The sequence below is a fragment of the Pseudomonas sp. NFXW11 genome (genome assembly GCF_049887815.1).
Lineage (GTDB): Bacteria > Pseudomonadota > Gammaproteobacteria > Pseudomonadales > Pseudomonadaceae > Aquipseudomonas.
In genome coordinates this window covers 458,775-481,653 of sequence record NZ_JAGEKI010000002.1, presented here as the reverse complement: position 1 = coordinate 481,653, position 22,879 = coordinate 458,775, and the positions used below count along the sequence as shown (strand labels likewise).

The following is a 22,879-nucleotide window of genomic DNA, read 5'->3' as shown; positions in this document are numbered from 1 at the left end:
GGCGAAGCCGACCCGGAGAACAAACATGAACGACACCCCGCTGTCTGCCGCCGAATTCGAGCAGGCACTGCGCGCCAAGGGCGCCTACTACCACATCCACCACCCTTATCACGTGGCGATGTATGAAGGCCGGGCAACCCGCGAGCAGATCCAGGGCTGGGTCGCCAACCGCTTCTACTACCAGGTCAACATCCCGATGAAGGATGCGGCGATACTGGCCAACTGCCCGGACCGTGAAGTGCGTCGCGAATGGATCCAGCGCTTGCTGGACCACGATGGCGCCCCGGGAGAAGACGGTGGCATCGAAGCCTGGCTGCGCCTGGGCCAGGCCGTGGGCCTGGACCCGGACCAACTGCGCTCCCAGGAACTGGTGCTGCCCGGGGTGCGTTTTGCCGTGGATGCCTACGTCAATTTCGCCCGCCGGGCCAGTTGGCAGGAAGCCGCCAGCAGCTCGCTGACCGAACTCTTCGCCCCGCAGATCCACCAGTCGCGCCTGGACAGCTGGCCCCAGCACTACCCCTGGATCGATCCGGCCGGCTACGAGTATTTCCGCACCCGCCTGGGCCAGGCCCGGCGTGATGTGGAGCATGGCCTGGCCATCACCCTGCAGCACTACACCAGCCGTACCGGCCAGGAACGCATGCTGGAGATTCTCCAGTTCAAACTGGACATCCTTTGGAGCATGCTCGACGCCATGAGCATGGCCTATGAATTGAACCGCCCGCCCTATCACAGCGTCACCGACCGGCGGGTCTGGCATAAGGGGATCACCCTATGAGTTTCGACCGCAGCAAAACCCCGCGCTGGCGCCCCGGCTACCGCTTCCAGTACGAACCGGCGCAGAAGGGCCATGTACTGCTGTACCCGGAAGGCATGATCAAACTCAATGACAGCGCCGCGCTGATCGGTGGCTTGATCGATGGCGAGCGCGACGTGGCAGCCATCATCGGCGAGCTGCAAGTGCAGTTCCCCGGGGTGGCCGAGCTCGGCGACGATATCGAGCAGTTCATGGAGGTCGCCCGTGCCCAGCACTGGATCGAACTCGGCTGAGTCGCCCACCCTGCCCGCCAAGCCGGAAGTCGGCCTGCCGCTGTGGCTGCTGGCCGAGCTGACCTACCGCTGCCCGCTGCAATGCCCCTACTGCTCCAATCCCCTGGACTTTGCCGAGCAGGGCAAGGAGCTGAGCACCGAGCAATGGCTCAAGGTGTTTCGCGAAGCGCGGGAAATGGGCGCGGCGCAGCTGGGTTTTTCCGGCGGCGAGCCGCTGGTACGCCAGGACCTCGCCGAGCTGATCGGCGAGGCGCGCAAGCTGGGCTTCTACACCAACCTGATCACCTCAGGCATCGGCCTGACCGAGCAGAAGATCAGCGACTTCAAGAAAGCCGGCCTGGACCATATCCAGATCAGCTTCCAGGCCAGCGACGAACAGGTGAACAACCTGCTGGCCGGTTCGAAAAAGGCCTTCGCGCAAAAGCTGGAGATGGCCCGCGCGGTCAAGGCCCACGGCTACCCGATGGTGCTGAACTTCGTCACCCATAGGCACAACATCGACCGAATCGACCGCATCATCGAGTTGTGCATTGCCCTGGAGGCCGACTTCGTCGAACTCGCCACCTGCCAGTTCTATGGCTGGGCCCAGCTCAATCGGGTCGGCCTGTTGCCAACCCGGGAACAGTTGGTGCGGGCCGAACGCATCACCAACGAATACCGCGCCAAGCTCGAAGCCCAGGGCCACCCCTGCAAACTGATCTTCGTCACCCCGGACTACTACGAGGAGCGCCCCAAGGCCTGCATGAACGGCTGGGGCAGTATCTTTCTCACGGTGACGCCGGACGGCACCGCCCTGCCCTGCCATGGCGCACGGCAGCTACCCGTGCAGTTTCCCAATGTGCGCGAGCACAGCATGCAGCACATCTGGTATGACTCCTTCGGTTTCAACCGCTTTCGCGGGTACGATTGGATGCCGGAGCCATGCCGCTCCTGCGATGAAAAAGAAAAGGACTTCGGTGGCTGTCGCTGCCAGGCTTTCATGCTCACGGGGGACGCCAGCAATGCCGACCCGGTATGCAGCAAGTCGGAACACCACGGGATCATTCTCCAGGCCCGCGAAGAGTCCGAGTCCGCTACCCAAACCATCGAGCAATTGGCCTTTCGCAATGAACGAAACTCACGCCTCATCGCCAAGGGATGAACCCTTCAGCGCCAGCCAGGCCACCGCCGCCGGCGTCGACTTCGCCGAGCTGCAACTCACACCCCAGGGCCTGTTCTGGAACCAATACAGCCCACAGGACGCCAGCTGCCGCATCTGGCACTGGCAGCGGGGCCAGGCCCGCTGCCTGACCCCCGCAGCATTCAGCGTCCGCAGCCGGGTCTACGAGTACGGCGGAGGTGCCTTCTGCATCGGCGCCGACAGCCTGCTGTTCGTCAATGATCAAGACCAGCAACTCTATCGCCAGCCCCTCAACGGCAGCGCTCCCGTAGCCCTGACTCAGGGCGAGTGCCGCTACGGCGACCTGCGGCATTACCGCGGCCAGGTGATGGCCGTCGAAGAGTGCGCCAACCAACATCGCCTGGTGGCCATCGATATCGACGGCGGTCACCGGCACCTGCTGGCCGCCGGAGCCGACTTCTATGCAGCCCCGACCCTGAGCCCCAATGGCCAGCGCCTGGCCTGGATCGAATGGGACCGCCCCCATCAACCCTGGACCTGCACCCGGCTGATGCTCGCCGAGCGCCAAGGCGATGGCCGCTGGGGCGAACCCCGCTGCGTAGCCGGAGCGGACGCGGAAGAATCCCTGCAGCAGCCGCGCTTCGATCAGCAGAATCAGCTCTACTGCCTCAGCGACCGCCAGGGCTACTGGCAGCCTTGGGCCGAGTCGGGCTCAAGCCTGCGAGCCTTGCCCTGCGCCGCAGCGGATCATGCCCCGGCGCCCTGGCAGCTTGGCGATCGGACCTGGCTGCCCCTGGGCGATGACGCCTGGCTCGGCAGTTGGACGGTGGAAGGCTTTGGCCGCCTGGGCCTGTATCTGGCCGACGGTTCAGTACAGGACTTCACCGGCGACTACAGCCGCTTTCGCAGCCTGGCACTGGATCAGCAGCACCTGTACTGCATCGCGGCGTCACCGGTAAGCCCCTCGGCGATCATCGCCATCGACCGGGCCACCCACCAGGTACAGGTGCTGGCCGGCGGAGTAGCGCCCTTGCCGGCGGAGCGCATCAGCTGCCCACGGGTGTTGCGCTACCCCAGTGGCGACAGCCAGGCCCACGGTTTCTTCTACCCGGCCATGAACGGCGAGCAGAAGCCACCGCTGGTGGTGTTCGTTCACGGCGGCCCGACCTCGGCCTGCTACCCGATGCTCGACCCGCGTATCCAGTTCTGGACTCAGCGCGGCTTCGCCGTGGCCGACCTGAACTACCGCGGCAGCAGCGGCTATGGCCGCGCCTATCGCCAGGCCCTGCACCTGCGTTGGGGCGAAGTGGATGTGCAAGATGCCTGCGCCGTGGTCGCCCACCTGGACCAGCAAGGCCTGATCGACCCTCGGCAGGCGTTTATCCGTGGCGGCAGTGCCGGGGGCTACACCACCCTCTGCGCCCTGGCCTTCAGCCAAGTGTTCTGTGCCGGCGCCAGCCTGTACGGGGTCAGCGACCCGATTGCCCTGGCGCGCACCACCCACAAGTTCGAAGGTGACTACCTGGACTGGCTGATCGGCGACCCCGAGCAGGACCGCGAGCGCTACCTGGCCCGCACGCCGCTGCTGCATGCCGGCAACATCCAGGTCCCGGTGGTGTTCTTCCAGGGTGAACTGGACGCCGTGGTGGTGCCCGAGCAAACCCGGGTGATGCTCAAGGCCTTGCAGGAACAGGGGATTGCCGCCGAGGCCCACTACTATCCGCAGGAGCGCCACGGCTTTCGCCAGGCCGCCAACCAGGCCCATGCACTGGAACAGGAGTGGCTGTTCTATTGCAAGGTGCTGCAGGCGCAGGGGTAAGCGACTCGGCCCGTTCCATGGGGGACGGGCCGGCCAAAGTATCAGCGTTTGGCGATGATGTAGACCGCGTGCACTATCCCGGGAATGTAGCCGCACAAGGTCAAGAGAATGTTCAGCCAGAAGGCACCGCCAAGCCCCACCTGCAGAAAAACGCCGAGGGGCGGCAAGAGGATGGCGAACAGTATGCGGATCAGATCCATGGGCAACTCCTGATAACAATCGGCTCGGACGAGCCCCACCTGCTGTGGACCCCGGTGCCACTTCAGGGTTCAGAGCAATTGCCTCGGCCATGCAGCCATTACCAGGAAAAAAAACGCCCCGTGCGAAAGATCGGACACGGGGCGATGCGTTATACCGCGAGACGGTTCAGGAATTCGGACAACCCAAGGGGGTAAAGGCTTGGTACTGCACAGGGTTCAGACGGCCACTCCCTTGCGGCATTGCAACTGTGCGGTCCGCACTCGGGAGAACGCCCGGGCCAGGCGCAGGAGCATCTCGTCGATATTGCCCTTGCTGACACTCAAGGCTGGGGTGAAGCGCAAGCAGTCAGGCTGGGGGGCGCTGAGCAGCAACCCCTCGTGCAGCGCAGCCTTGACTACGGCCTGCGCCGAATCGTCCGCCAGGCTCATGCCCCAGAGCAGCCCCTGACCACGAACCTCACCCTGTGCATAACGGTTCGCCAGGCGCGCCAACTCCTGCCCCAGGTACTGGCCGTGCTCGCGCACCTGGGGCAGGAATCCATGCTCTTGCAGAGCGTCCAGCACCGCCAGGCCGGCCGCGGTCATCAGCGCATTGCCGTGATGGGTGCCATCCAGCTCGCCCGCCTCGAAACAGCAGGCCTTGCCCCGCGCCAACAGGGCCGCCAGAGGCACGCCACCACCCAGGCCCTTGCCCAGGGCAATGATGTCGGCGCGCACACCGTACAACTGCTCGGCCAGCAGGGTGCCGCAGCGCCCGATGCCGGTCTGGACCTCATCGAGAATCAACAGGATGCCCAGTTCACGACACAGCCGCTCGACGCCCTTGAGGTAGTGCTCGGTCGCCGGAATGACCCCTGCCTCGCCCTGGATCGGCTCCAGCATGATCGCCACGGTTTGAGCATCCACCGCGGCATGCAAGGCCGGCAGATCATTGAAGGGCACCTGGCTGAAGCCTGGCAGTTGCGGCTCGAAACGGTTGCCCGAAGCGCCTCGCCCCGCCGCCGACAGCGCGGCGAAACCACGGCCATGGCAACTGCGGCTGGCAGTGATGATGCCGGCAGCGCCACCACGGTGCAGTTGGCCCCATTTGCGCGCCAGCTTGATCGCCGCCTCGCAGGCCTCGCTGCCGCTGCTCAGCAGATAGGCCTGGTCGCTGCCAGTACTGCGACACAGGCGATCGACAAGCTTGAGCATGCCGCGGTTATAGAAACCAGAGCCCGGGTTGATCAAGGATTGCGCTTGAGCAGCCATGGCGTTGACCAACATCGACGGGCTGTGACCCAGGCTGTTGGCGGCCCCCGCCTGGGTGAAGTCCAGGTAGGTGCGATCATCGCTGTCCCATAGCCAGGAACCCTGGCCACGTACGAACACCGGCTGCGGGCGCGTCACGCTGGGCATCAGGTAATGGCTGGCGCCAACAGCATCGCTGGTGACTGTATCGGGCTCGGCAGCCAGGTCTTCGAGACTGGGCGGGGTACGCCGCAAGTTGAATAGATTCATGCCCGTATTTCCTCCAGCGACACGCCTTGGAGACGGGCGTATTCAGCGGAGTACTCAACGCCGGTATGAAAGCGCGGATCAGCCTGTTCGCCACTGCCCAGGCCCTGTATCCATAACCAGAAACGATTTGCAACCGGGTCCTGGTCGGTATCGCTGACCAGACCCTGTCCTGGATTTTTTGCCTTGCCTATGCAAACACCATCGACGCAAACGCTATTCATCGCCCTTCGTGGCCCTGTAAGCCCTGTGAATAGGCGCTAGACTAGGCGTCTTGCAGGCGTGCAGCCATTTCGATTTTTAAGCTTTTTCGATAAGTAATACTTATGGATTTTAAACAACTGCGTTATTTCGTCGCGGTGTATGAAGAGGGCCATGTCGGGCGCGCCGCAGAGCGCCTGTCGATCTCCCAACCGGCGCTCTCGCAACAGATCCGCCAGCTGGAACAAAACCTCGACGTCAGCCTGTTCGAACGCAGCAGCAAGCGCCTGCTGCCGACCCTGGCCGCCCACACCCTGTACAACCACGCCCTGCCCCTGCTCGATGGCCTGCAACGGGCTCGCGAAGCCCTGCGCAACTTCAAGGGCCAGGCCCTGCGGACCCTGGCCATTGGCGTACTGCAAACGGTGCACAGCAGCCTGGTACCGCAGATGCTCGAGCGGGTGCGCAAGGCCCAGCCGCATCTGGTGGTGCAGATCTATGAACTGACCGGGCTGGAAATCGAGCGGCGCTTGCTCAATGGTTCGCTGGATATCGGCATCAGCTACCTGCCACCGCGTCAGCCAGGCTTGCATGGCGTACCGCTGTACGAAGACGAACTGACATTGGTCATCCCCGAGCAGCACCCCCTGCGCGAATTCAAGAAAGTGTCCATGAGCCAGGCGGCGGAGCTGCCGATGCTGCTGTTAGGGGAAGAGTTTCAGATTCGCCAGATCTGGCAGGCACAACTGGCCAATCTCGGACGGCGTCCGCAGGTGCAGGCGGAATTGAACAATATGGCCGGGATCCTCGACAGCCTGCCCCATACCCGCCTGGCCACTGTGCTTCCAGGGCGCTCGCAACAGCAACACGGCAACCGGGAGCTGCTGTGGAAACCCTTGAGCGAGCCCAGGGTGCCACTGAAAGTCGGGTTGGTCTGTCGGGATTTGCAGCGTCAGCAAGGGACACTGGAGTTGCTGCGAACCTTGCTGGAGGACTCGATGAATGCCCAGGACGGCCGCCTGGGAGGCCCGGCGCTACCGGAATCTCTGGGTTGAACCAGGCAAAACAAAAAATCGAGGCAAAAGAAAACCCCGCCGAAGCGGGGTTTTGCAGACTGTTTCCCTGACATCCTTTTCACTCCACCATCCTGGCGGAATCCTACGTGTCCGTGTTGTTGCTTTGCGCTTCCTGCGCGACGTCCATGTGAAGTAGATTAGCTTTCGCCGTCATCTACCGATATGGACGATCAGCAGCACGTTATGTAAGAGATGACTTACAAACTTCCCTGTTAATCAAAACTGTTCAGCCGGCAGCAGGAACAGGGATTCACTGCCCGCCTTTACCGAAGCGGTCAGGGAGTGGATACGCGGCAGCAAGCGCGCAAAGTAGAAGCGTGCCGTGCCCAGTTTGCTGGCATAGAACTCCTCTTCCTGCTCTTTGCCCAACGCTGCCTTGGCCATCAGCGCCCACATGTAGGCGTAGGCCGTGTAGCCAAACACCTGCAGGTACTCCACCGAGGCCGCACCGATTTCATTGGGATTGGTGGTGGCACGGTCCAGCAGCCAGGCAGTCAGCTCATCCAGGTTGTCCAGAGCGGCATTCAATGGCCGGATGAATTCACCCAGTTGCGCATCGGCGCTCGCGGTGAAGTGGCGAATTTCTTCAGCGAACAGCTTGTAGAACGCCCCACCACTGCCAACGATCTTGCGCCCTACCAGGTCCAGAGCCTGGATACCGTTGGTGCCTTCATAGATCTGGGTGATGCGTACGTCGCGCACCAGTTGCTCCTGACCCCACTCACGGATGTAACCGTGGCCGCCGAAGATCTGCTGGCCGTGCACCGTGGTTTCCAGGCCCAGGTCGGTCAGGAATGCCTTGGCCACAGGCGTGAGCAACGCTACCAGGCTTTCCGCGCGCTTGCGGGTCTCGGTATCTTCGCTGAACTTGGCGGTATCGAGCTGCATCGCCACATAGGTGGAGAAGGCCCGGCCACCTTCGTTGGCGGCCTTCATGGTCAGCAGCATGCGCCGCACGTCCGGGTGCACGATGATCGGGTCGGCGACCTTGTCCTTGGCTTGCCGGCCGGTAGGCGCACGGCTCTGCAGACGGTCACGAGCGTATTCCACGGCGTTCTGATAGGAACGCTCGCCCGTGGCCAAGCCCTGGATACCCACACCCAGACGCTCGTAGTTCATCATGGTGAACATGGCCGCCAGGCCCTTGTTCGGCTCACCCACCAGGTAACCTATGGCCTGGTCGAAGTTCATCACGCAGGTGGCCGAAGCCTGGATGCCCATCTTGTGTTCGATGGAGCCGCAGCTCACCGGGTTGCGTTGCCCCAGGCTGCCGTCGGCATTGACCATGAACTTGGGCACCAGGAACAGCGAGATGCCCTTGGGCCCGGCCGGCGCGTCCGGCAGCTTGGCCAGCACCAAGTGAATGATGTTCTCGGTCAGGTCGTGCTCACCGCCGGTGATGAAGATCTTGGTCCCGCTGATGGCATAGGAACCGTCCGCCTGAGGCTCGGCCTTGGTGCGGATAATCCCCAGGTCGGTGCCGGCATGGGGTTCGGTCAGGCACATGGAACCGGCCCAGACACCCGCATACATATTCGGCAGGTAGGTGGCTTTCAATTCTTCGCTGGCGTGGGCATTGATCGACAGGCAGGCCCCGGCGGTCAGCATCGGGTACAGGCCGAAAGCCAGGCTGGCGGAGTTGACCATCTCTTCGACCTGGGCCGAAACCGCCTTGGGCATGCCCATGCCACCGAATTCGGGATCACCACCCACGCCCACCCAGCCGCCCTCGGCGTAGGTCTGATAGGCCTGGGGGAAACCTTGCGGAGTGGTCACCGCGGTGTTGTTCCAGTGACAACCTTCCTCGTCGGCGCCACGGCTCAACGGGGCGATGCTCTTGGCGGTGACTTTGCCCGCTTCCTCAAGGATCGCCTCGACGGTTTCGGCATCCACGGTCTCGGCCAACGCCGGCAGTTGGGCCCAGAGGCTGGCGACCTCGAAAACTTCATTGAGGACGAAGCGCATATCGCGCAGGGGCGCTTTGTAGTCAGCCATGGCAAACCTCGCAAGATCTAGACAAGCGGGCCACAACGGACCCATTTACGAAAAGCCGAGTGTACCCGAACAACTTTTGCGACACATAGGGTCAACTACTGACCTTTTTGTTAATTTTGGTCACAAACAAGGATAAACCAGACAAAACCCGCACTAGGCGGGTTCTGTCGGTCGAATGGCGGGCGATGCGGCAGTTTCGCCAGCACCAGGTGAATGTGTTCTCGCTCAGGTCGTGCTCGCCGGCGGAGATGAAGATCTTGTCACCGCATGACTGCCGTCGGCCTAGGGCACGGCGCGGGTCTTGATGATTCCCAGGTCAGTGCCGCATTGGGCTTCGGTCAGGCACATGGTGCCGGTCCACTGCACGGCGGTGAGCTTGCTCAGGTACAGCTGTTTCTGCTCGCTGCTGCCAGGGGCATGGATCGCCGACATGGCGCCATGGGTCAGCCCCGGGCACATGATCATCACTCAAGCCGCAGAGGTTTCCGTGCGCACCGCGCCACGACGATTCTGCCCGAACGCAATCACGCAGTTACGCCCTGCGCCCTTGGCGCTGTAGAGCGCCTGGTCGGCCGCCTTCAGTACTTCCTCGGGCGCGCGATGCTCCGCCAAGCGCTCGGCGACGCCGATACTGATGGTCACCGAAACGCTGGAAGCAGCAGCCACACCTCGCCGCTGGCGGCCTTGCTGATCGTCCTGGGGGCGGGCGTCCTGGTTACGCAACTGGATGTTGTAGGTGGCGATGATCTCGCGAATCATCTCCAGGTGCGGCATGCATTCATCCAGGGTCTTGCCGGCGAACACCACGGCGAACTCTTCGCCACCGTAGCGGTAGGCGCGCCCGCCTCCCGTCACCTTCGACAGCTTGCTGGCCACCAGGCGCAGCACCTGGTCGCCCACATCGTGGCCATGGGTATCGTTGAATTTCTTGAAGTGGTCGACGTCGGTCATCGCCAGCACATAATTGCGCCCCAGGCGTTGCATCCGCTCATTCAGCGCCCGGCGTCCCGGCAAGCCGGTCAGTTCGTCGCGGAACGCCATCTGATAAGCCTCATGGGCCACCGCCGCGGCAATCATCAGCATCACCTGGCTGCACATGATGTTCAGGGTGAACGGCAGGATAAAGGTCTTGGGCAGCATCCAGAACAACCCCAGCAGGCCCACCAGTTGCGCCGCATGCAGCGGTCGCGGGCTGCGCCAGTACTGCACGGCCAGCAGCAGGAACGACGCGAGGAACACCGGGTACGACAGCTGGATCAGGCTCATCCAGTTGCCATGCAGGGCCGGCCAGCGGATCTCCGCCAGCCAGTTGAGCAACGCCTGTGGGTAACTCTGCTCCAGGCCCAAGGCCACGCTGCCAAACGCCAGCAGCACGGCAAAGCGCGCCACCATGTCCTGGAACAGATGGGTGCGCTCCTGCCAGGCGGCGAACAGGCCAAACAGCAAGGGCAGCAACAGGCAGCAGAGGTGGAACACCACGGCCGCATCCTCGCGAACCCGGCCGTTATCCCGGTAATAGTCGGTCTGGGTATCCAGCAGAAAGTAGGCGATATACACCGTGACCATCAGAAACAGTTCGCGCTGGCGACGATACACCGCGCAATAGGCGCCACCGAGCAACAGCACCAGGGTTGGCAGCACATTGAACAGTGAAGTGAAGAAGACGTTGAGGTCCTTGACGTAGGCGGCCGCCAGCCCAGCAAGCAGAAGCAGTAAAGACGGTAGAAAGTGACTGAAACGTACAGCGGAAGAACGCGGCAAGGGTAAAACTCCGACCCAGCTAATCAATAGATGGCATTGTGCCTTTATTTCCAGGGATTAAGCACAGCCTATGTGACAGGCATCACATTGCCATCTCTTTAACGGCAGGAAAGCGCTTCTGCTTAGCGTTTTAGTCGGGAATTTTCATGAAGTTTTTGCGGGCACAAAAAAGCCGCTCAACCCCAGGGTCGAGCGGCTTTGTAGAGGCATCCGGTAAGGCTTAGTAAGCCAGGCCGAAATCCTCTTCCTTCATGTCCATCAGGTTGTTGGCGCCCGACAGCATGGTGGCAACGTGAGTGCGGGTACGCGGCAGGATGCGCTGGAAGTAGAAGCGCGCAGTCTGCAGCTTGGCGGTGTAGAAAGCTTCTTCGGTGGTGCCGGCCGCCAGCTTTTCAGCTGCCAGGCGTGCCATGTCGGCCCAGAAGTAGGCCAGGCAGGCATAACCGGAGTACATCAGGTAGTCCACCGAAGCGGCACCGACTTCTTCACGGTCCTTCATCGCGGCCATGCCCACTTTCATGGTCAGTTCGCCCCACTCCTTGTTCAGTGCCGCCAGCGGCGCAACGAATTCCTTCACGGCTTCGTTGCCTTCGTTGTTCTGGCAGAACTTGTGGACGATCTTGGTGAAGCCCTTCAGCGCCTCGCCTTGAGTCATCAGCACTTTACGACCCAGCAGGTCCAGGGCCTGGATGCCGGTGGTGCCTTCGTACAGCATCGAGATACGGCTGTCGCGAACGTTCTGCTCCATGCCCCACTCGGCGATAAAGCCGTGGCCACCGTAGATCTGCACACCATGGTTAGCAGATTCGAAGCCCACTTCGGTCATGAACGCCTTGGCGATCGGAGTCATGAAAGCCAGCAGTGCGTCGGCTTTCTTCTTCTCTTCCTCGTCCACACCGTACTTGACGATGTCCACCTGCTTGGCGGTGAAGTAGACCATGGCGCGGTTGCCTTCGGCGAAGGCCTTCATGGTCAGCAGCATGCGCCGTACGTCAGGGTGCACGATGATCGGGTCAGCGGCCTTGTCCGGCGCTTTCGGGCCAGTCAGGGAACGCATCTGCAGGCGATCGCGAGCGTATTTCAGGCCGCCCTGGAAGCCGATCTCGGCGTGGGCCAGGCCCTGCAGGGCAGTGCCCAGGCGCGCGGTGTTCATAAAGGTGAACATGCAGTTCAGGCCTTTGTTCGCCGGGCCGATCAGGAAGCCGGTAGCTGCATCGAAGTTCATCACGCAGGTGGCGTTGCCGTGGATACCCATCTTGTGTTCCAGGGAACCACAACTCACGGCGTTGCGCTGACCGACGCTGCCGTCAGCGTTGGGCAGGAACTTGGGCACGATGAACAGCGAGATGCCCTTGGTGCCGGCCGGCGCATCCGGCAGGCGAGCCAGCACGATATGCACGATGTTGTCGGCCATATCGTGTTCACCGGCGGAGATGAAGATCTTGGTGCCGGTCACTTTGTAGGAACCATCGGCCTGTGGCTCGGCCTTGGTGCGCAGCATGCCCAGGTCGGTGCCGCAGTGCGGTTCGGTCAGGCACATGGTGCCGGTCCACTCGCCGGATACCAGCTTGGTCAGGTAGGCCTCTTGCTGCTCGGGAGTGCCGTGCTCGGAAATGGTGTTCATCGCACCATGGGACAGGCCCGGGTACATGCCCCACGACCAGTTGGACTCGCCGACCATTTCACTCACCGCCAGGCCCAGGGACTCAGGCAGGCCCTGACCGCCGTGCTCGACGTCGTGAGCCAGGCTTGGCCAGCCGCCTTCGACGAATTGCTTGTAGGCTTCCTTGAAGCCGGTCGGAGTCTTCACTCCGGATTCACTCCAGGTGCAACCTTCCAGGTCGCCCACGCGGTTCAGCGGCGCCAGTACCTGCTCACAAAACTTCGCACCTTCCTCGAGAATGGCGTCAACCATGTCCGGGGTAGCGTCCTGGCAAGCCGGGAGGCTCTGATAGTGCGCCTCATAGCCGAGCAGCTCGTCACGAACGAAGCGAATATCACGCAAGGGGGCCTTGTAGTCAGGCATAGCGATAAACCTCTGCTGATGTAACCGGGAATGAACAACCGCATTGATTTTTTATAGCGGTCAAACAGTTGTTTGAAACATACGTTTACGCCGAAATCTTGTCAAGCGTCGTGCCCCTGCCTTTCGTCACGGTTACAAAATGCACGCGCAAGCAAACGCCCAGCGCCCCTACCCTGAAGTGTAGGAGCCGGGTCAAAGGTACTCAGTCAAAGTCTTGAATTAAAAACGGACAGGAATGAAAAAGGCCCGGCCTCCACGAGGAAGCCGGGCCTTGAGAAGAGAGGATCAGGCGTAGGTGTCGATCAGCGTGCCCAGGGCTTCATCGGAGGCCTTGGCCACCTTGACTCCCAGTTCCACCTGGAACTTGCCCATGGACATCGCCACCATGCTGCCGGCTACATCCGACTCCTGGCTGCGATCCGCGCCACGCAGGCGATCGATCTGGGCTTGCGAGGACTGGCCGTCAGAGACCCGTTCCACCGCCGAGCTGGCGATCTGGCTGGAGGCTTGATCGACACGATTCTGCCCGGTCTGAATCGCGTTCAGTCCGGCGTAGAAAGTGCTGTTCCCGGAGATTTCCATGGAATGACCCAACCTTGAAAATAAGTGACGGGTGTCATTGAAGCAGAAGCGTCAAGAAAACACCCGTCAAAAACACTAATGGCAATGTGCCTTGTCATAGGCAAAATCTAGTCCAGCAAATCCAGCTGCAGGTGCTCGGCCACCGCCTCGGCACTGGCTGGCTTGAGTCTTGGCACCCTTCCCAGGCAGGGCGCAGGCAAGCGCTCGGCCAAGGTCGCCAGGTTCTCTTCCAGACGAGAGGTCTTGGGCTCGACGATATTGGCCACCCAGCCCGCCAGTTGCAGGCCGTCTCGGGCAATTGCCTCGGCGCTGAGCAAGGCGTGATTGATGCAGCCCAGGCGCACGCCCACCACCAGAATCACCGGCAAGCCCAGGGCCTTGGCCAGATCCGACAGATTGTCCTGATCCGCCAGGGGCACGCGCCAGCCGCCCGCGCCTTCGATCAGGGTGAAATCCGCCCCCTTGGCCAGCAGCTCGCGCATGGGGGTCAACAGCGACTGCACCGTCAACCCCACGCCCGCTTCCCGCGCCGCCAGATGGGGGGCGATGGCCGGCTCGAAGGCAAACGGATTGACCTCGGCATAGTTCAGCGGCAGCGATGACTGTGCCTGCAACGCCAGTGCATCGGCGTTGCGCAGGCCCTTGGGCGTCACCTCGCAACCGGAAGCCACCGGCTTGCCCGCCGCGGTGCTCAGGCCGGCCAGGCGCGCCGCATGCAACAAACCAGCGGCGATGGTGGTTTTGCCCACATCGGTGTCGGTGCCAGTGATGAAATAGGCCGGGCTCATTGCGGTTTCTCCAATACGCCATAGACCACCTGATAGGTCGCCGGCAGCCCCTTGGTTTGCCGAAACCCTTCATAGGCCTCAATCAACCCGGCAATCCGCGCCCGCCCGGTCAAGCCGCCGGGGCGCCCGGGATTCAGATTGTGCGCCCCCAGGGCTTTCAGTTCATGGGTCAGGCTGCGCACATCCGGGTAGTGCAAAACATGCGCAACCTTTTCCAGGCCGCGCACCTGCAAGCCACTGGCAGCGCACAGCTGCCGATAGCGTTCGAACTCGCGAAAGCGATTGACGTGCACCTGGCCATCGACCTGGCCCCAGCTGTCACGCAGCTCATGCAGGGTGCCTACGCACAGGCTGGCAAAGGCCAGCACACCACCCGGCTGCAGTACCCGCCGGGCTTCGCCGAGCACCGCAGCAAAATCGCCGCACCATTGCACCGCCAGGCTGGAAAACACCAACTCGCAACTGGCCGCCTGCAACGGCAGGCGCTCGGCATCCCCGGCGATGAAATACTCGGCGCCACCCAGCGGCCGGGCGTGTTCCAGCATGCCCTGGGCAATATCCAGGGCCAGGCCCTGGCTGCCAGCGAAACGCTGGCCCAGTACCCGGCTGAAATGCCCGGTGCCACAACCCAGGTCCAGCCAGCGGGACGGGCCCCAGCCTTCAGGCAAACGGCTGAGCAACTGCTGGCCAACTGCACGCTGCAACTCGGCAACGCTGTCGTAGCTGGCCGCAGCACGGGAAAACGACGCCGCCACCTGACGCTTGTCTGGCAGGCCGCCGGGTAACACAGGAACAGACAGATCAGTCATCACCGGACTCATGCAAGAAAGCCTGGATCGCCCCGGCCACTCCGTGGGGGTCCTCCAGTAGAAAACCGTGGCTGGCCTGTTCGATCAGGCCCACCTCTACATCCGGCAACAACGCCAGTAACTCGCCCGCCGCCTCGGCAGGCACCAGGCCATCGAGCCCGGCGAACAGGTGCAATTGCGGCCCGCGAAAGGCCTGCAACGCATCCCGAGTATCCAGCTGCGCCAAGAGTTCCAGGCCCGCCATCAGCACCGGCCCCGGCGTGGCCGGAGCGCCCCCCAGTAACAGCCGCGACAGGCCACGGGGATCAGCGGCGCCTTGGGCACAGAGCAGGGAAAAGCGCTTGAGTGTGGTGCGTGGATCAACCGCGCAACTCGCCAGGAAGGCGTCGAAGGTCTCGCCGCTCATGGCGCTGGACCACTGCTCATGGGCAACAAAACTGGGATTGCTGGCCAGGCTCAACAGACCGCAGCAACGCTCGCCGCGGCGCGCCGCCAGCTCGGCAGCGAGCATGCCGCCAAGGGACCAGCCGCCCAGCCAGGTGTCTTGCGCCAGTGTGTCGTCGAGTTCATCCAGCCAGTCGCGGGGATCGCTGGAGGTCAGCTCCGGCAAGGGCTCGATCTCCACCCGCAGGTGTTCATCCAACCCATGCAAGGCCGCCGCCAGGGGTTCCAGAGGCGACACCCCCAGGCCCCAGCCCGGCAACAGAATCAGTCGATCACGCATGGCTCGACCCCGCTTGCAGTTCGCTGAAACAATCTGCCAACGCATTTAACAATAGCTGCACCTGAGCCTCGCTGTGGGCCGCGGACAAGGTCACCCGCAACCGCGCGCTGCCGGCCGGCACCGTGGGCGGACGGATCGCGCTCACCAGGATTCCCCGCTCACGCAGCATTTGCGACAGCTGCACCGCACGCGCGCTGTCGCCGATCAGGATCGGCTGGATCGGAGTGAAACTGTCCATCAGCTCCAGGCCGATCTGTTCCGCGCCCCGGCGAAACTGACCAATCAGGGTTGCCAGGTGCTCGCGCCGCCAGTGCTCAGTGCGCAGCAGCTCCAGGCTTTTCAACGTGGCGCAAGCCAGGGCCGGTGGCTGGCTGGTGGTGTAGATATAAGGTCGGGCGAACTGGATCAGGGTTTCCACCAGTTCTTCACTGCCGGCAACAAAGGCCCCGGCCGTACCGAATGCCTTGCCCAGGGTACCCACCAGTACCGGCACCTCTTCCAGCCCCAGGCCGAAATGCTCCACCAGCCCGGCCCCCGTTGCCCCCAGCGGGCCGAAACCATGGGCGTCATCCACCATCAGCCAGGCGCCCCGAGCCTTGGTTTCCCGGGCCAGGGCCGGCAAGTCGGCGACATCACCGTCCATGCTGAATACCCCATCGGTGACCACCAGGGTATTGCCCGTGGCTTTTTCCAGGCGTGTGGCCAGGCTCGCCGGATCGTTGTGCAGATAGCGATTGAAACGCGCCCCGCTGAGCAGGCCGGCATCCAGCAGCGATGCATGATTGAGACGATCCTCCAGCACCGTGTCGCCCTGGCCGACCAGGGCCGTGACCGCCCCGAGATTGGCCATGTAGCCGGTGCTGAACAGCAGCGCCCGAGGGCGTCCGGTCAAGTCCGCCAGAGCCTCCTCCAGCGCGTGATGGGGGCCGCTATGACCAATCACCAGATGGGAAGCGCCGCCACCTACGCCCCAACGACTGGCACCGGCGCGCCAGGCTTCAATTACCTGCGGATGATTGGCCAGGCCCAGGTAGTCGTTGTTGCAGAAGGCCAGCAACGGCTGGCCATCCACCAGCACTTCTGGCCCCTGGGGACTTTGCAGCAGCGGACGCTGACGGTAGAGATGTTCGGCACGGCGGGCAGCGAGGCGCGCGGCGAGATCAAAAGACATGCTGGCCTCGATATCGGCTTACAGACAATTCACCCATCGCAGCGGGCTTGCCAGCGAACCGGGCGCCACTCGATCCATGGCGCTCACAGGATTCGCCGGCATGCCGGCTGCTGCAACAACGGGTCAGACGGCGGCGTTGTAGAACTGCTCGCTGCTCTTGTGCTCCACCAGGGCCTGCTCGATCGCCGCCTGGTGCACTTCGTCGGCGTGCTCTTCACGGGCTTCGGGCTGGATGCCCAGGCGGGAGAACAGTTGCATGTCCTTGTCGGCCTGGGGGTTGGCGGTGGTCAGCAGCTTTTCGCCGTAGAAAATCGAGTTGGCACCGGCGAAGAACGCCAGGGCCTGCATCTGCTCGTTCATCGCCTCACGGCCGGCGGACAGGCGCACATGGGATTGCGGCATGAGGATGCGCGCCACCGCGAGCATACGGATAAAGTCGAACGGGTCCACTTCCTCGGCGTTTTCCAGCGGCGTACCAGCCACCTTCACCAGCATGTTGATCGGCACCGACTCCGGATGCTCCGGCAAGTTGGCCAGCTGGATCAGCAGCCCGGCGCGATCGTCCAGGGACTCGCCCATGCCGAGAATGCCGCCGGAGCAGATCTTCATCCCGGCATCGCGCACATAGGCCAGGGTCTGCAGGCGCTCGCTGTAGGTACGGGTGGTGATGATACTGCCGTAGAACTCCGGCGAGGTATCGAGGTTGTGGTTGTAGTAGTCCAGGCCGGCCTGGGCCAGGGCTTCGGTCTGCTCCTGGTCGAGACGGCCCAGGGTCATGCAGGTTTCCAGGCCCATGGCTTTCACGCCCTTGACCATCTCCAGCACGTAGGGCATGTCCTTGGCCGAAGGGTGCTTCCAGGCCGCGCCCATGCAGAAGCGCGTGGAACCAATGGCCTTGGCCCGGGCGGCCTCTTCCAGGACCTTTTGCACTTCCAACAGCTTTTCCTTTTCCAGCCCGGTGTTGTAGTGACCGGACTGCGGACAATATTTGCAATCCTCCGGGCAGGCGCCGGTCTTGATCGACAGCAGGGTGGAAACCTGGACCCGATTGGCATCGAAATGCGCGCGGTGCACCGTCTGCGCCTGGAACAGCAAGTCGTTGAACGGCTGGGTGAACAGAGCTTTGACTTCAGCCAAAGACCAGTCGTGACGCAGGGTGGCGGTGGTGCTGGCGCTCATGGGCGATTCCTTGATTATGCTTGGCAAGCGGCACGGGACAGGAGAGGTCCACAGCCGCGACACGGATGTCCGGCATATTTAAGGAAGCGCCATGCACTGTCAACCGCATTACAAAGGACAGGTTTACATCTGGTTAAAAAACAAACAAAACTGTTTGCTCTGCGATGAGCCCAGCGACAGCCCACTGCCCCTCTGCGACCCCTGCGCGGATGAGCTGCCCTGGCTCGGAGCCCAGTGCATGCACTGTGCCTTGCCCTTGCCGACAGCCGGCCTGACCTGCGGCCAATGCCTGCTTCATCCGCCCGCGTTCCAGCAAGTGATTGCCGCCTGGCGTTACGACTTCCCGCTGGACGCCCTGATCAGTCGCTTCAAGCATCAGGCAAAGTGGCCTTTTGGCCGGTTGATGGCCGAACTTCTCGCGCAATTCCTGCACTATCGCTTCAATGAGGGCCTGCCGCGGCCGGACAGCCTGCTGCCGGTGCCCCTGTCCCGACAACGCCTGCGCCAACGCGGGTTCAACCAGGCTGAAATGCTCGCCCGCTGGCTGGGAAAGGAGCTGCAACTGAAGGTTGCAGGCGATCTGCTGAGGCGCAGGCTCGACACCCCGGCCCAGCAGGGCCTCGACGCCCGAGCCCGCCGGCGCAACCTGCGCCAGGCCTTCAGCCTGACCGGCGAGGTCGAGGTCGAAGTCGCCGGGCGCCACCTGGCGCTGGTGGACGACGTGCTCACCACTGGCGCCACGGCCCAGGCCCTGGCCCGCTTGCTGATGGATGCCGGAGCCCGACGGGTGGATGTCTATTGCCTGGCCAGGACGCCAAGGCCGGAAACCCGCGACTGACTTGACTCTCGGCGCTCAAGTCGCACACTCCCTGTCCATCTTCCGTGCTCAAAGCGTCCCTGCCATGTCCCTGCCCACCCTGTTGACCCAGCACATAGTCCGCCGCCCGCAGCGTATCGCCCTGCTGCAACACATTGCCGAACAGGGCTCCATCACCCGCGCGGCGAAAAGCGCCGGCCTGAGCTACAAGGCCGCCTGGGACGCCATCGATGAGTTGAACAATCTGGCCCAGAGCCCGCTGGTGGAGCGCAGCGTCGGTGGCAAGGGCGGTGGCGGCGCCAAGCTCTCGGCCGAAGGTGAGCGGGTACTGCGCCTCTATCAGCGCTTGCAGGCGCTGCAGGCCCAGGTGCTGGAAGCCGCGGAAGACGCCAGCGATCTCGACCTGCTGGGTCGCCTGATGCTGCGCACCAGCGCGCGCAATCAACTGCACGGCACCATTCGCGCGATCGAACCCCAGGGCTGCAACGACCTGATCAGCCTCGAGCTTCCGGAAGGCCTGCTGCTCAAGGCGCAGATCACCCACGACAGCACCCAACGCCTGGAATTGCAGCCCGGCACCCAGGTCGTGGCCCTGATCAAGGCCGGCTGGCTGGAGGTGCAGGCACCCGGAGCCCCGGTAACAACTGGACACAATTGCCTGAACGGTAAGATCGAGCAGATTCTCGACCCTGAAAACGGCCCCTGCGAGGTCAGAATCGCCCTGCCCAACAGTCAGATCCTCTGCGCCCTGGCCGAGCCATTGCTACTGAGAACCCTGCAATTGCAGGAAACGGCGGAAGTCCAAGTGCAGTTCTCGCCCTCTCACGTACTGATCGGAACCCCGCTCTAACCCCGGCATCACGCCATTTCCCTGCAACAAATTCGTCATCGGCGCTCATTAAGGTGGCTGCAAAAACCCGCAGGGAGCCTGATATGAGCCTGTTATTAGAAGAAGACCAACCCACCGACCTGGAACAGATGGTCGGTTTGAGCCGTCGCGGTTTCATCGGTGCCGGCGCCCTGTGCGGTGCGGCCCTGTTCCTTGGCGGCGGCCTGCTGAGCCGCAGCGCCCTGGCCGCCAGTGTCAGTGCCGGCAACAGCCAGCTACTGGGCTTTAGCGGCATTGCCGCCGCCACCAGCGACAGCATCACCCTGCCACCGGGCTACAAGTCCTCGGTATTGATCAGCTGGGGCCAGCCCCTGGCCAAGAACGGCCCGGCCTTCGACCCCAGCGGCAACGGCACCGCCCGGGCCCAGGAAGTGCAGTTCGGCGACAACAACGACGGCATGAGCCTGTTCGCCTTCCCGGACGACAAGCACCGGGCGCTGATGGCCATCAACAACGAATACACCAACTACCGCTACCTCTACCCCCACGGCGGCCAGCCGCAATCCGCCGAGGACGTGCGCAAGGCCCAGGCCAGCGAAGGCGTGTCGGTGATCGAAGTGCAACGCAAGAACGGCCAATGGCAGTTCGTCCAGGGCTCGCGCTACAACCGGCGCATCCACGGCAACACGCCGATCCGCCTGAGCGGCCCCGCTGCCGGCCACGATCTGCTGAAGACCGCCGCCGACCCCAAGGGCAAGAAAGTCCTGGGCACCTTCCAGAACTGCGCCAATGGCAAGACCCCCTGGGGCACCTACCTGACCTGTGAAGAAAACTTCACCGACTGCTTTGGCAGCAGCAACGCCGAGCAGAAGTTCGACGCCGCGCAGAAGCGCTACGGTGCCACCGTCGCCAGCCGCGAAATCAACTGGCACCCCCACGACCCGCGTTTCGACCTGGCGAAGAACCCCAACGAACTCAACCGTCACGGCTGGGTGGTGGAAATCGACCCCTTCGACCCGCAATCGACCCCGGTCAAACGCACCGCCCTGGGCCGCTTCAAGCATGAAAACGCCGCCCTGGCAGAAACCCGCGACGGCCGCGCCGTGGTCTACATGGGCGACGACGAGCGTGGCGAGTTCATCTACAAGTTCATCAGCCGCGACAAGATCAACCATCGCAACCCCAGGGCCAACCGCGACCTGCTGGATCACGGCACCCTCTACGTGGCGCGTTTCGACGCCGGCGACAACAACCCCGACCGGCCCAAGGGCCAGGGCCAGTGGATCGAGCTGAGCCACGGCAAGAACGGCATCGACGCCAGCAGCGGTTTCGCCGACCAGGCCCAGGTGCTGATCCAGGCTCGCCTGGCCGCCAGCGTGGTGCAGGCCACCCGCATGGACCGCCCGGAATGGATAGTGGTGAGCCCCAAGGACGGCCAGGTGTATTGCACCCTGACCAACAACTCCAAGCGCGGCGAGGACGGCATGCCAGTGGGCGGTCCCAACCCGCGGGAGAAGAACGTCTACGGGCAGATCCTGCGCTGGCGCACCGGCGGCGACGATCATGGCGCCATGAGCTTTTCCTGGGACCTGTTCGTGGTCGCCGGCAACCCCGGGGTGCACGCCGGCAAGCCCAAGGGCGGCTCGGCCAATATCACCCCGCAGAACATGTTCAACAGCCCCGATGGCCTGGGTTTCGACAAGGCCGGCCGACTGTGGATCCTCACCGACGGCGACTACAGCAACAGTGGCGACTTCGCCGGCATGGGCAACAACCAGATGCTCTGCGCCGACCCGGACAGCGGCGAGATCCGCCGTTTCATGGTGGGGCCGGTAGGCTGCGAAGTCACCGGGATCGCCTTCGCCCCGGACCAGAAAACCCTGTTCGTGGGCATCCAGCACCCGGGTGAAAACGGCGGCTCGACCTTCCCCGAGCACCTGCCCAATGGCAAGCCGCGCTCCTCGGTGATGGCCATCACCCGGGAAGACGGCGGCATCATCGGCGCCTGACCCAACCCCAGGCCACGCCGGCTCCTGCACGGGTAGGAGCCGGCGTTCCGGCGTACCCCGCGCCCGGCAAGAACCGCCGGCAAACCCTCGCCCGTTGGCCCGCCGTCTGCGTTACCATGCTTGGCCGGACGCGGCAGCCTGCTGCGCGCAGGAGTAAGCATGTCGCACCCGTTTGAAACACTGACCCCCGACCTGGTACTGGACGCCGTAGAAAGCCTCGGTTTTCTCAGCGACGCCCGCGTACTGGCCCTCAACAGCTATGAGAATCGCGTCTATCAGGTGGGCATCGACGAAAGCGAACCCCTGATCGCCAAGTTCTACCGGCCGCAACGCTGGAGCAACGAAGCAATTCTCGAAGAGCACCGCTTCACCTTCGAACTCGCCGAATGCGAAGTGCCGGTGGTGGCACCGATCATCCACGACGGCGCCAGCCTGTTCGAACACGCGGGTTTTCGTTTTGCCCTGTTTCCTCGCCGTGGTGGCCGCGCCCCCGAGCCCGGCAACCTCGACCAACTGTATCGCCTCGGCCAGTTGCTGGGCCGCCTGCACGCAGTAGGCGCCACCCGCCCGTTCGAACACCGCGAAGCCCTGGGGGTGCAGAACTTCGGCCACGACTCCCTGGCCACCCTGTTGCAAGGCGGCTTTATCCCCAAGAGCCTGCTGCCGGCCTACGAGTCCGTGGCGCGCGACCTGCTCAAGCGGGTGGAAGAGGTCTACCAGGCCACGCCGCAACAGAACATCCGCCTGCATGGCGATTGCCACCCGGGCAACATGATGTGCCGCGACGAGGTGATGCATATCGTCGACCTGGACGACTGCCGCATGGGCCCTGCGGTGCAGGACCTGTGGATGATGCTCGCCGGCACTCGCCAGGAATGCCTCGGCCAGCTCTCGGAACTGATGGACGGCTACAGCGAGTTCCATGATTTCGACCCCCGTGAACTGGCGCTGATCGAACCGCTGCGCGCCCTGCGCCTGATGCACTACAGCGCCTGGCTGGCTCGACGCTGGGACGACCCGGCATTCCCCCGCAGCTTTCCCTGGTTCGGCAGCGAACGCTACTGGGGCGACCAGGTACTGGCCTTGCGCGAACAACTGGCGGCCCTCGACGAAGAACCTCTTAAGCTGTTCTGACTCAACCTGCAGGCGCTGGCTTGCCAGCGAAGCGGCCAGTGAGCTCGCCTTCGCCAGCAAGCCAGCTGCAACAGAAACGGCCGGGGAAAAGT

General features: G+C 63.3%; 21 protein-coding genes and 1 pseudogene. 9 read left to right on the top strand and 13 right to left on the bottom strand.

Annotated elements, in window-relative coordinates; all coding sequences use genetic code 11:
• Positions 1–25 precede the first annotated feature (25 nt).
• The 4 genes from pqqC to J4P02_RS05470 are packed head-to-tail and all read left to right on the top strand — an operon-like array spanning position 26 to position 3,989.
• Entirely contained in the window at positions 26–778 is a 753-nt protein-coding gene (gene pqqC / locus J4P02_RS05485; protein ID WP_426188544.1) for a pyrroloquinoline-quinone synthase PqqC, read from the top strand.
• On the top strand, positions 775–1,050 hold the full coding sequence (pqqD, locus tag J4P02_RS05480; RefSeq protein WP_022641451.1) for a pyrroloquinoline quinone biosynthesis peptide chaperone PqqD: 276 nt from the start codon (positions 775–777) through the stop codon (positions 1,048–1,050). The genes pqqC and pqqD overlap by 4 nt, the downstream gene beginning before the upstream one ends.
• Positions 1,022–2,191 carry a pyrroloquinoline quinone biosynthesis protein PqqE gene (pqqE, locus tag J4P02_RS05475; RefSeq protein WP_426188542.1) on the top strand — a complete coding sequence of 390 codons (1,170 nt, stop codon included), beginning with the start codon at positions 1,022–1,024 and terminating at the stop codon, positions 2,189–2,191. Before pqqD ends, pqqE begins: the two co-directional genes overlap by 29 nt.
• Complete coding sequence (locus J4P02_RS05470; RefSeq protein ID WP_426188540.1) at positions 2,157–3,989, top strand: S9 family peptidase; 1,833 nt, start codon at positions 2,157–2,159, stop codon at positions 3,987–3,989. Before pqqE ends, J4P02_RS05470 begins: the two co-directional genes overlap by 35 nt.
• A 41-nt stretch (positions 3,990–4,030) precedes the next feature.
• Here J4P02_RS05470 and J4P02_RS05465 read toward each other — a convergent pair whose 3' ends face one another.
• The 3 genes from J4P02_RS05465 to J4P02_RS05455 all read right to left on the bottom strand — a co-directional run bounded on the left by J4P02_RS05465 (position 4,031) and on the right by J4P02_RS05455 (position 5,910).
• Positions 4,031–4,189, bottom strand: a complete 159-nt coding sequence (locus tag J4P02_RS05465) for a YqaE/Pmp3 family membrane protein (protein WP_426188538.1) — start codon at positions 4,187–4,189, stop codon at positions 4,031–4,033.
• Between the two features lie 216 nt (positions 4,190–4,405).
• Complete coding sequence (locus J4P02_RS05460) at positions 4,406–5,689, bottom strand: aspartate aminotransferase family protein (RefSeq protein WP_426188536.1); 1,284 nt, start codon at positions 5,687–5,689, stop codon at positions 4,406–4,408.
• Positions 5,686–5,910, bottom strand: a complete 225-nt coding sequence (locus tag J4P02_RS05455) for a hypothetical protein (protein WP_426188534.1) — start codon at positions 5,908–5,910, stop codon at positions 5,686–5,688. The genes J4P02_RS05460 and J4P02_RS05455 overlap by 4 nt, the downstream gene beginning before the upstream one ends.
• 102 nt (positions 5,911–6,012) lie before the next feature.
• On the opposite strand from J4P02_RS05455, the gene J4P02_RS05450 reads away from it, so the two are divergent.
• The gene (locus J4P02_RS05450; protein WP_426188532.1) at positions 6,013–6,942 is read left to right on the top strand and encodes a LysR family transcriptional regulator; all 930 of its coding nucleotides are present in this window, start codon (positions 6,013–6,015) and stop codon (positions 6,940–6,942) included.
• A 237-nt stretch (positions 6,943–7,179) separates the two neighbouring features.
• On the opposite strand, the gene J4P02_RS05445 is transcribed toward J4P02_RS05450, so the two are convergent.
• From J4P02_RS05445 to bioB, 10 genes and pseudogenes are all read right to left on the bottom strand, one after another.
• Positions 7,180–8,958, bottom strand: coding sequence for an acyl-CoA dehydrogenase C-terminal domain-containing protein (locus J4P02_RS05445; protein WP_426188530.1), 1,779 nt, complete (start codon positions 8,956–8,958; stop codon positions 7,180–7,182).
• Positions 8,959–9,137: 179 nt separating this feature from the next.
• Positions 9,138–9,417, bottom strand: a pseudogene (locus J4P02_RS05440) (acyl-CoA dehydrogenase); the annotation flags it as partial.
• 9 nt (positions 9,418–9,426) lie between these two features.
• Positions 9,427–10,719, bottom strand: coding sequence for a diguanylate cyclase (locus tag J4P02_RS05435; RefSeq protein WP_426188528.1), 1,293 nt, complete (start codon positions 10,717–10,719; stop codon positions 9,427–9,429).
• 220 nt (positions 10,720–10,939) lie between these two features.
• Positions 10,940–12,745 (bottom strand): phenylacyl-CoA dehydrogenase, encoded by a 1,806-nt coding sequence (locus J4P02_RS05430; protein ID WP_123726522.1) that lies wholly within the window; start codon positions 12,743–12,745, stop codon positions 10,940–10,942.
• A gap of 285 nt (positions 12,746–13,030) precedes the next feature.
• Positions 13,031–13,327, bottom strand: coding sequence for a pyrroloquinoline quinone biosynthesis protein PqqE (locus J4P02_RS05425; protein ID WP_426188526.1), 297 nt, complete (start codon positions 13,325–13,327; stop codon positions 13,031–13,033).
• Positions 13,328–13,434: 107 nt separating this feature from the next.
• On the bottom strand, positions 13,435–14,115 hold the full coding sequence (gene bioD / locus J4P02_RS05420) for a dethiobiotin synthase (protein WP_426188524.1): 681 nt from the start codon (positions 14,113–14,115) through the stop codon (positions 13,435–13,437).
• A complete protein-coding gene (gene bioC, locus J4P02_RS05415; protein ID WP_426188522.1) occupies positions 14,112–14,924 on the bottom strand; it encodes a malonyl-ACP O-methyltransferase BioC in 813 nt (270 codons plus the stop codon). The genes bioD and bioC overlap by 4 nt, the downstream gene beginning before the upstream one ends.
• Complete coding sequence (locus J4P02_RS05410; protein WP_426188520.1) at positions 14,917–15,648, bottom strand: alpha/beta fold hydrolase; 732 nt, start codon at positions 15,646–15,648, stop codon at positions 14,917–14,919. Before J4P02_RS05410 ends, bioC begins: the two co-directional genes overlap by 8 nt.
• On the bottom strand, positions 15,641–16,819 hold the full coding sequence (gene bioF, locus J4P02_RS05405; RefSeq protein WP_426188518.1) for an 8-amino-7-oxononanoate synthase: 1,179 nt from the start codon (positions 16,817–16,819) through the stop codon (positions 15,641–15,643). Before bioF ends, J4P02_RS05410 begins: the two co-directional genes overlap by 8 nt.
• A 123-nt stretch (positions 16,820–16,942) precedes the next feature.
• The gene (bioB, locus tag J4P02_RS05400) at positions 16,943–17,998 is read right to left on the bottom strand and encodes a biotin synthase BioB (RefSeq protein ID WP_426188516.1); all 1,056 of its coding nucleotides are present in this window, start codon (positions 17,996–17,998) and stop codon (positions 16,943–16,945) included.
• Between the two features lie 91 nt (positions 17,999–18,089).
• Here bioB and J4P02_RS05395 point away from each other — a divergent pair, with 91 nt between their 5' ends.
• From J4P02_RS05395 to J4P02_RS05380, 4 genes are all read left to right on the top strand, one after another.
• Complete coding sequence (locus J4P02_RS05395; protein WP_426188514.1) at positions 18,090–18,836, top strand: double zinc ribbon domain-containing protein; 747 nt, start codon at positions 18,090–18,092, stop codon at positions 18,834–18,836.
• Positions 18,837–18,900: 64 nt separating this feature from the next.
• Entirely contained in the window at positions 18,901–19,665 is a 765-nt protein-coding gene (locus J4P02_RS05390) for a TOBE domain-containing protein (protein WP_426188512.1), read from the top strand.
• Between the two features lie 83 nt (positions 19,666–19,748).
• Complete coding sequence (locus J4P02_RS05385) at positions 19,749–21,653, top strand: PhoX family protein (RefSeq protein ID WP_426188510.1); 1,905 nt, start codon at positions 19,749–19,751, stop codon at positions 21,651–21,653.
• Between the two features lie 159 nt (positions 21,654–21,812).
• Positions 21,813–22,787: a serine/threonine protein kinase gene (locus tag J4P02_RS05380; protein WP_426188508.1), complete on the top strand. Its 975-nt coding sequence runs from the start codon at positions 21,813–21,815 to the stop codon at positions 22,785–22,787.
• Positions 22,788–22,879 lie beyond the last annotated feature (92 nt).

Bases quoted from the DNA above. Each gene is read 5' to 3' on its own strand.
- J4P02_RS05470 (WP_426188540.1), top strand. From the start codon at position 2,157: ATGAACGAAACTCACGCCTCATCGCCAAGGGATGAACCCTTCAGCGCC.
- J4P02_RS05395 (WP_426188514.1), top strand. From the start codon at position 18,090: ATGCACTGTCAACCGCATTACAAAGGACAGGTTTACATCTGGTTAAAA.
- pqqC (WP_426188544.1), top strand. From the start codon at position 26: ATGAACGACACCCCGCTGTCTGCCGCCGAATTCGAGCAGGCACTGCGC.
- J4P02_RS05460 (WP_426188536.1), bottom strand. From the start codon at position 5,689: ATGAATCTATTCAACTTGCGGCGTACCCCGCCCAGTCTCGAAGACCTG.
- J4P02_RS05380 (WP_426188508.1), top strand. From the start codon at position 21,813: ATGTCGCACCCGTTTGAAACACTGACCCCCGACCTGGTACTGGACGCC.
- J4P02_RS05455 (WP_426188534.1), bottom strand. From the start codon at position 5,910: ATGAATAGCGTTTGCGTCGATGGTGTTTGCATAGGCAAGGCAAAAAAT.
- J4P02_RS05450 (WP_426188532.1), top strand. From the start codon at position 6,013: ATGGATTTTAAACAACTGCGTTATTTCGTCGCGGTGTATGAAGAGGGC.
- pqqD (WP_022641451.1), top strand. From the start codon at position 775: ATGAGTTTCGACCGCAGCAAAACCCCGCGCTGGCGCCCCGGCTACCGC.
- J4P02_RS05465 (WP_426188538.1), bottom strand. From the start codon at position 4,189: ATGGATCTGATCCGCATACTGTTCGCCATCCTCTTGCCGCCCCTCGGC.
- J4P02_RS05430 (WP_123726522.1), bottom strand. From the start codon at position 12,745: ATGCCTGACTACAAGGCCCCCTTGCGTGATATTCGCTTCGTTCGTGAC.
- J4P02_RS05445 (WP_426188530.1), bottom strand. From the start codon at position 8,958: ATGGCTGACTACAAAGCGCCCCTGCGCGATATGCGCTTCGTCCTCAAT.
- bioF (WP_426188518.1), bottom strand. From the start codon at position 16,819: ATGTCTTTTGATCTCGCCGCGCGCCTCGCTGCCCGCCGTGCCGAACAT.
- bioB (WP_426188516.1), bottom strand. From the start codon at position 17,998: ATGAGCGCCAGCACCACCGCCACCCTGCGTCACGACTGGTCTTTGGCT.
- J4P02_RS05425 (WP_426188526.1), bottom strand. From the start codon at position 13,327: ATGGAAATCTCCGGGAACAGCACTTTCTACGCCGGACTGAACGCGATT.
- bioD (WP_426188524.1), bottom strand. From the start codon at position 14,115: ATGAGCCCGGCCTATTTCATCACTGGCACCGACACCGATGTGGGCAAA.
- J4P02_RS05390 (WP_426188512.1), top strand. From the start codon at position 18,901: ATGTCCCTGCCCACCCTGTTGACCCAGCACATAGTCCGCCGCCCGCAG.
- J4P02_RS05410 (WP_426188520.1), bottom strand. From the start codon at position 15,648: ATGCGTGATCGACTGATTCTGTTGCCGGGCTGGGGCCTGGGGGTGTCG.
- J4P02_RS05385 (WP_426188510.1), top strand. From the start codon at position 19,749: ATGAGCCTGTTATTAGAAGAAGACCAACCCACCGACCTGGAACAGATG.
- bioC (WP_426188522.1), bottom strand. From the start codon at position 14,924: ATGACTGATCTGTCTGTTCCTGTGTTACCCGGCGGCCTGCCAGACAAG.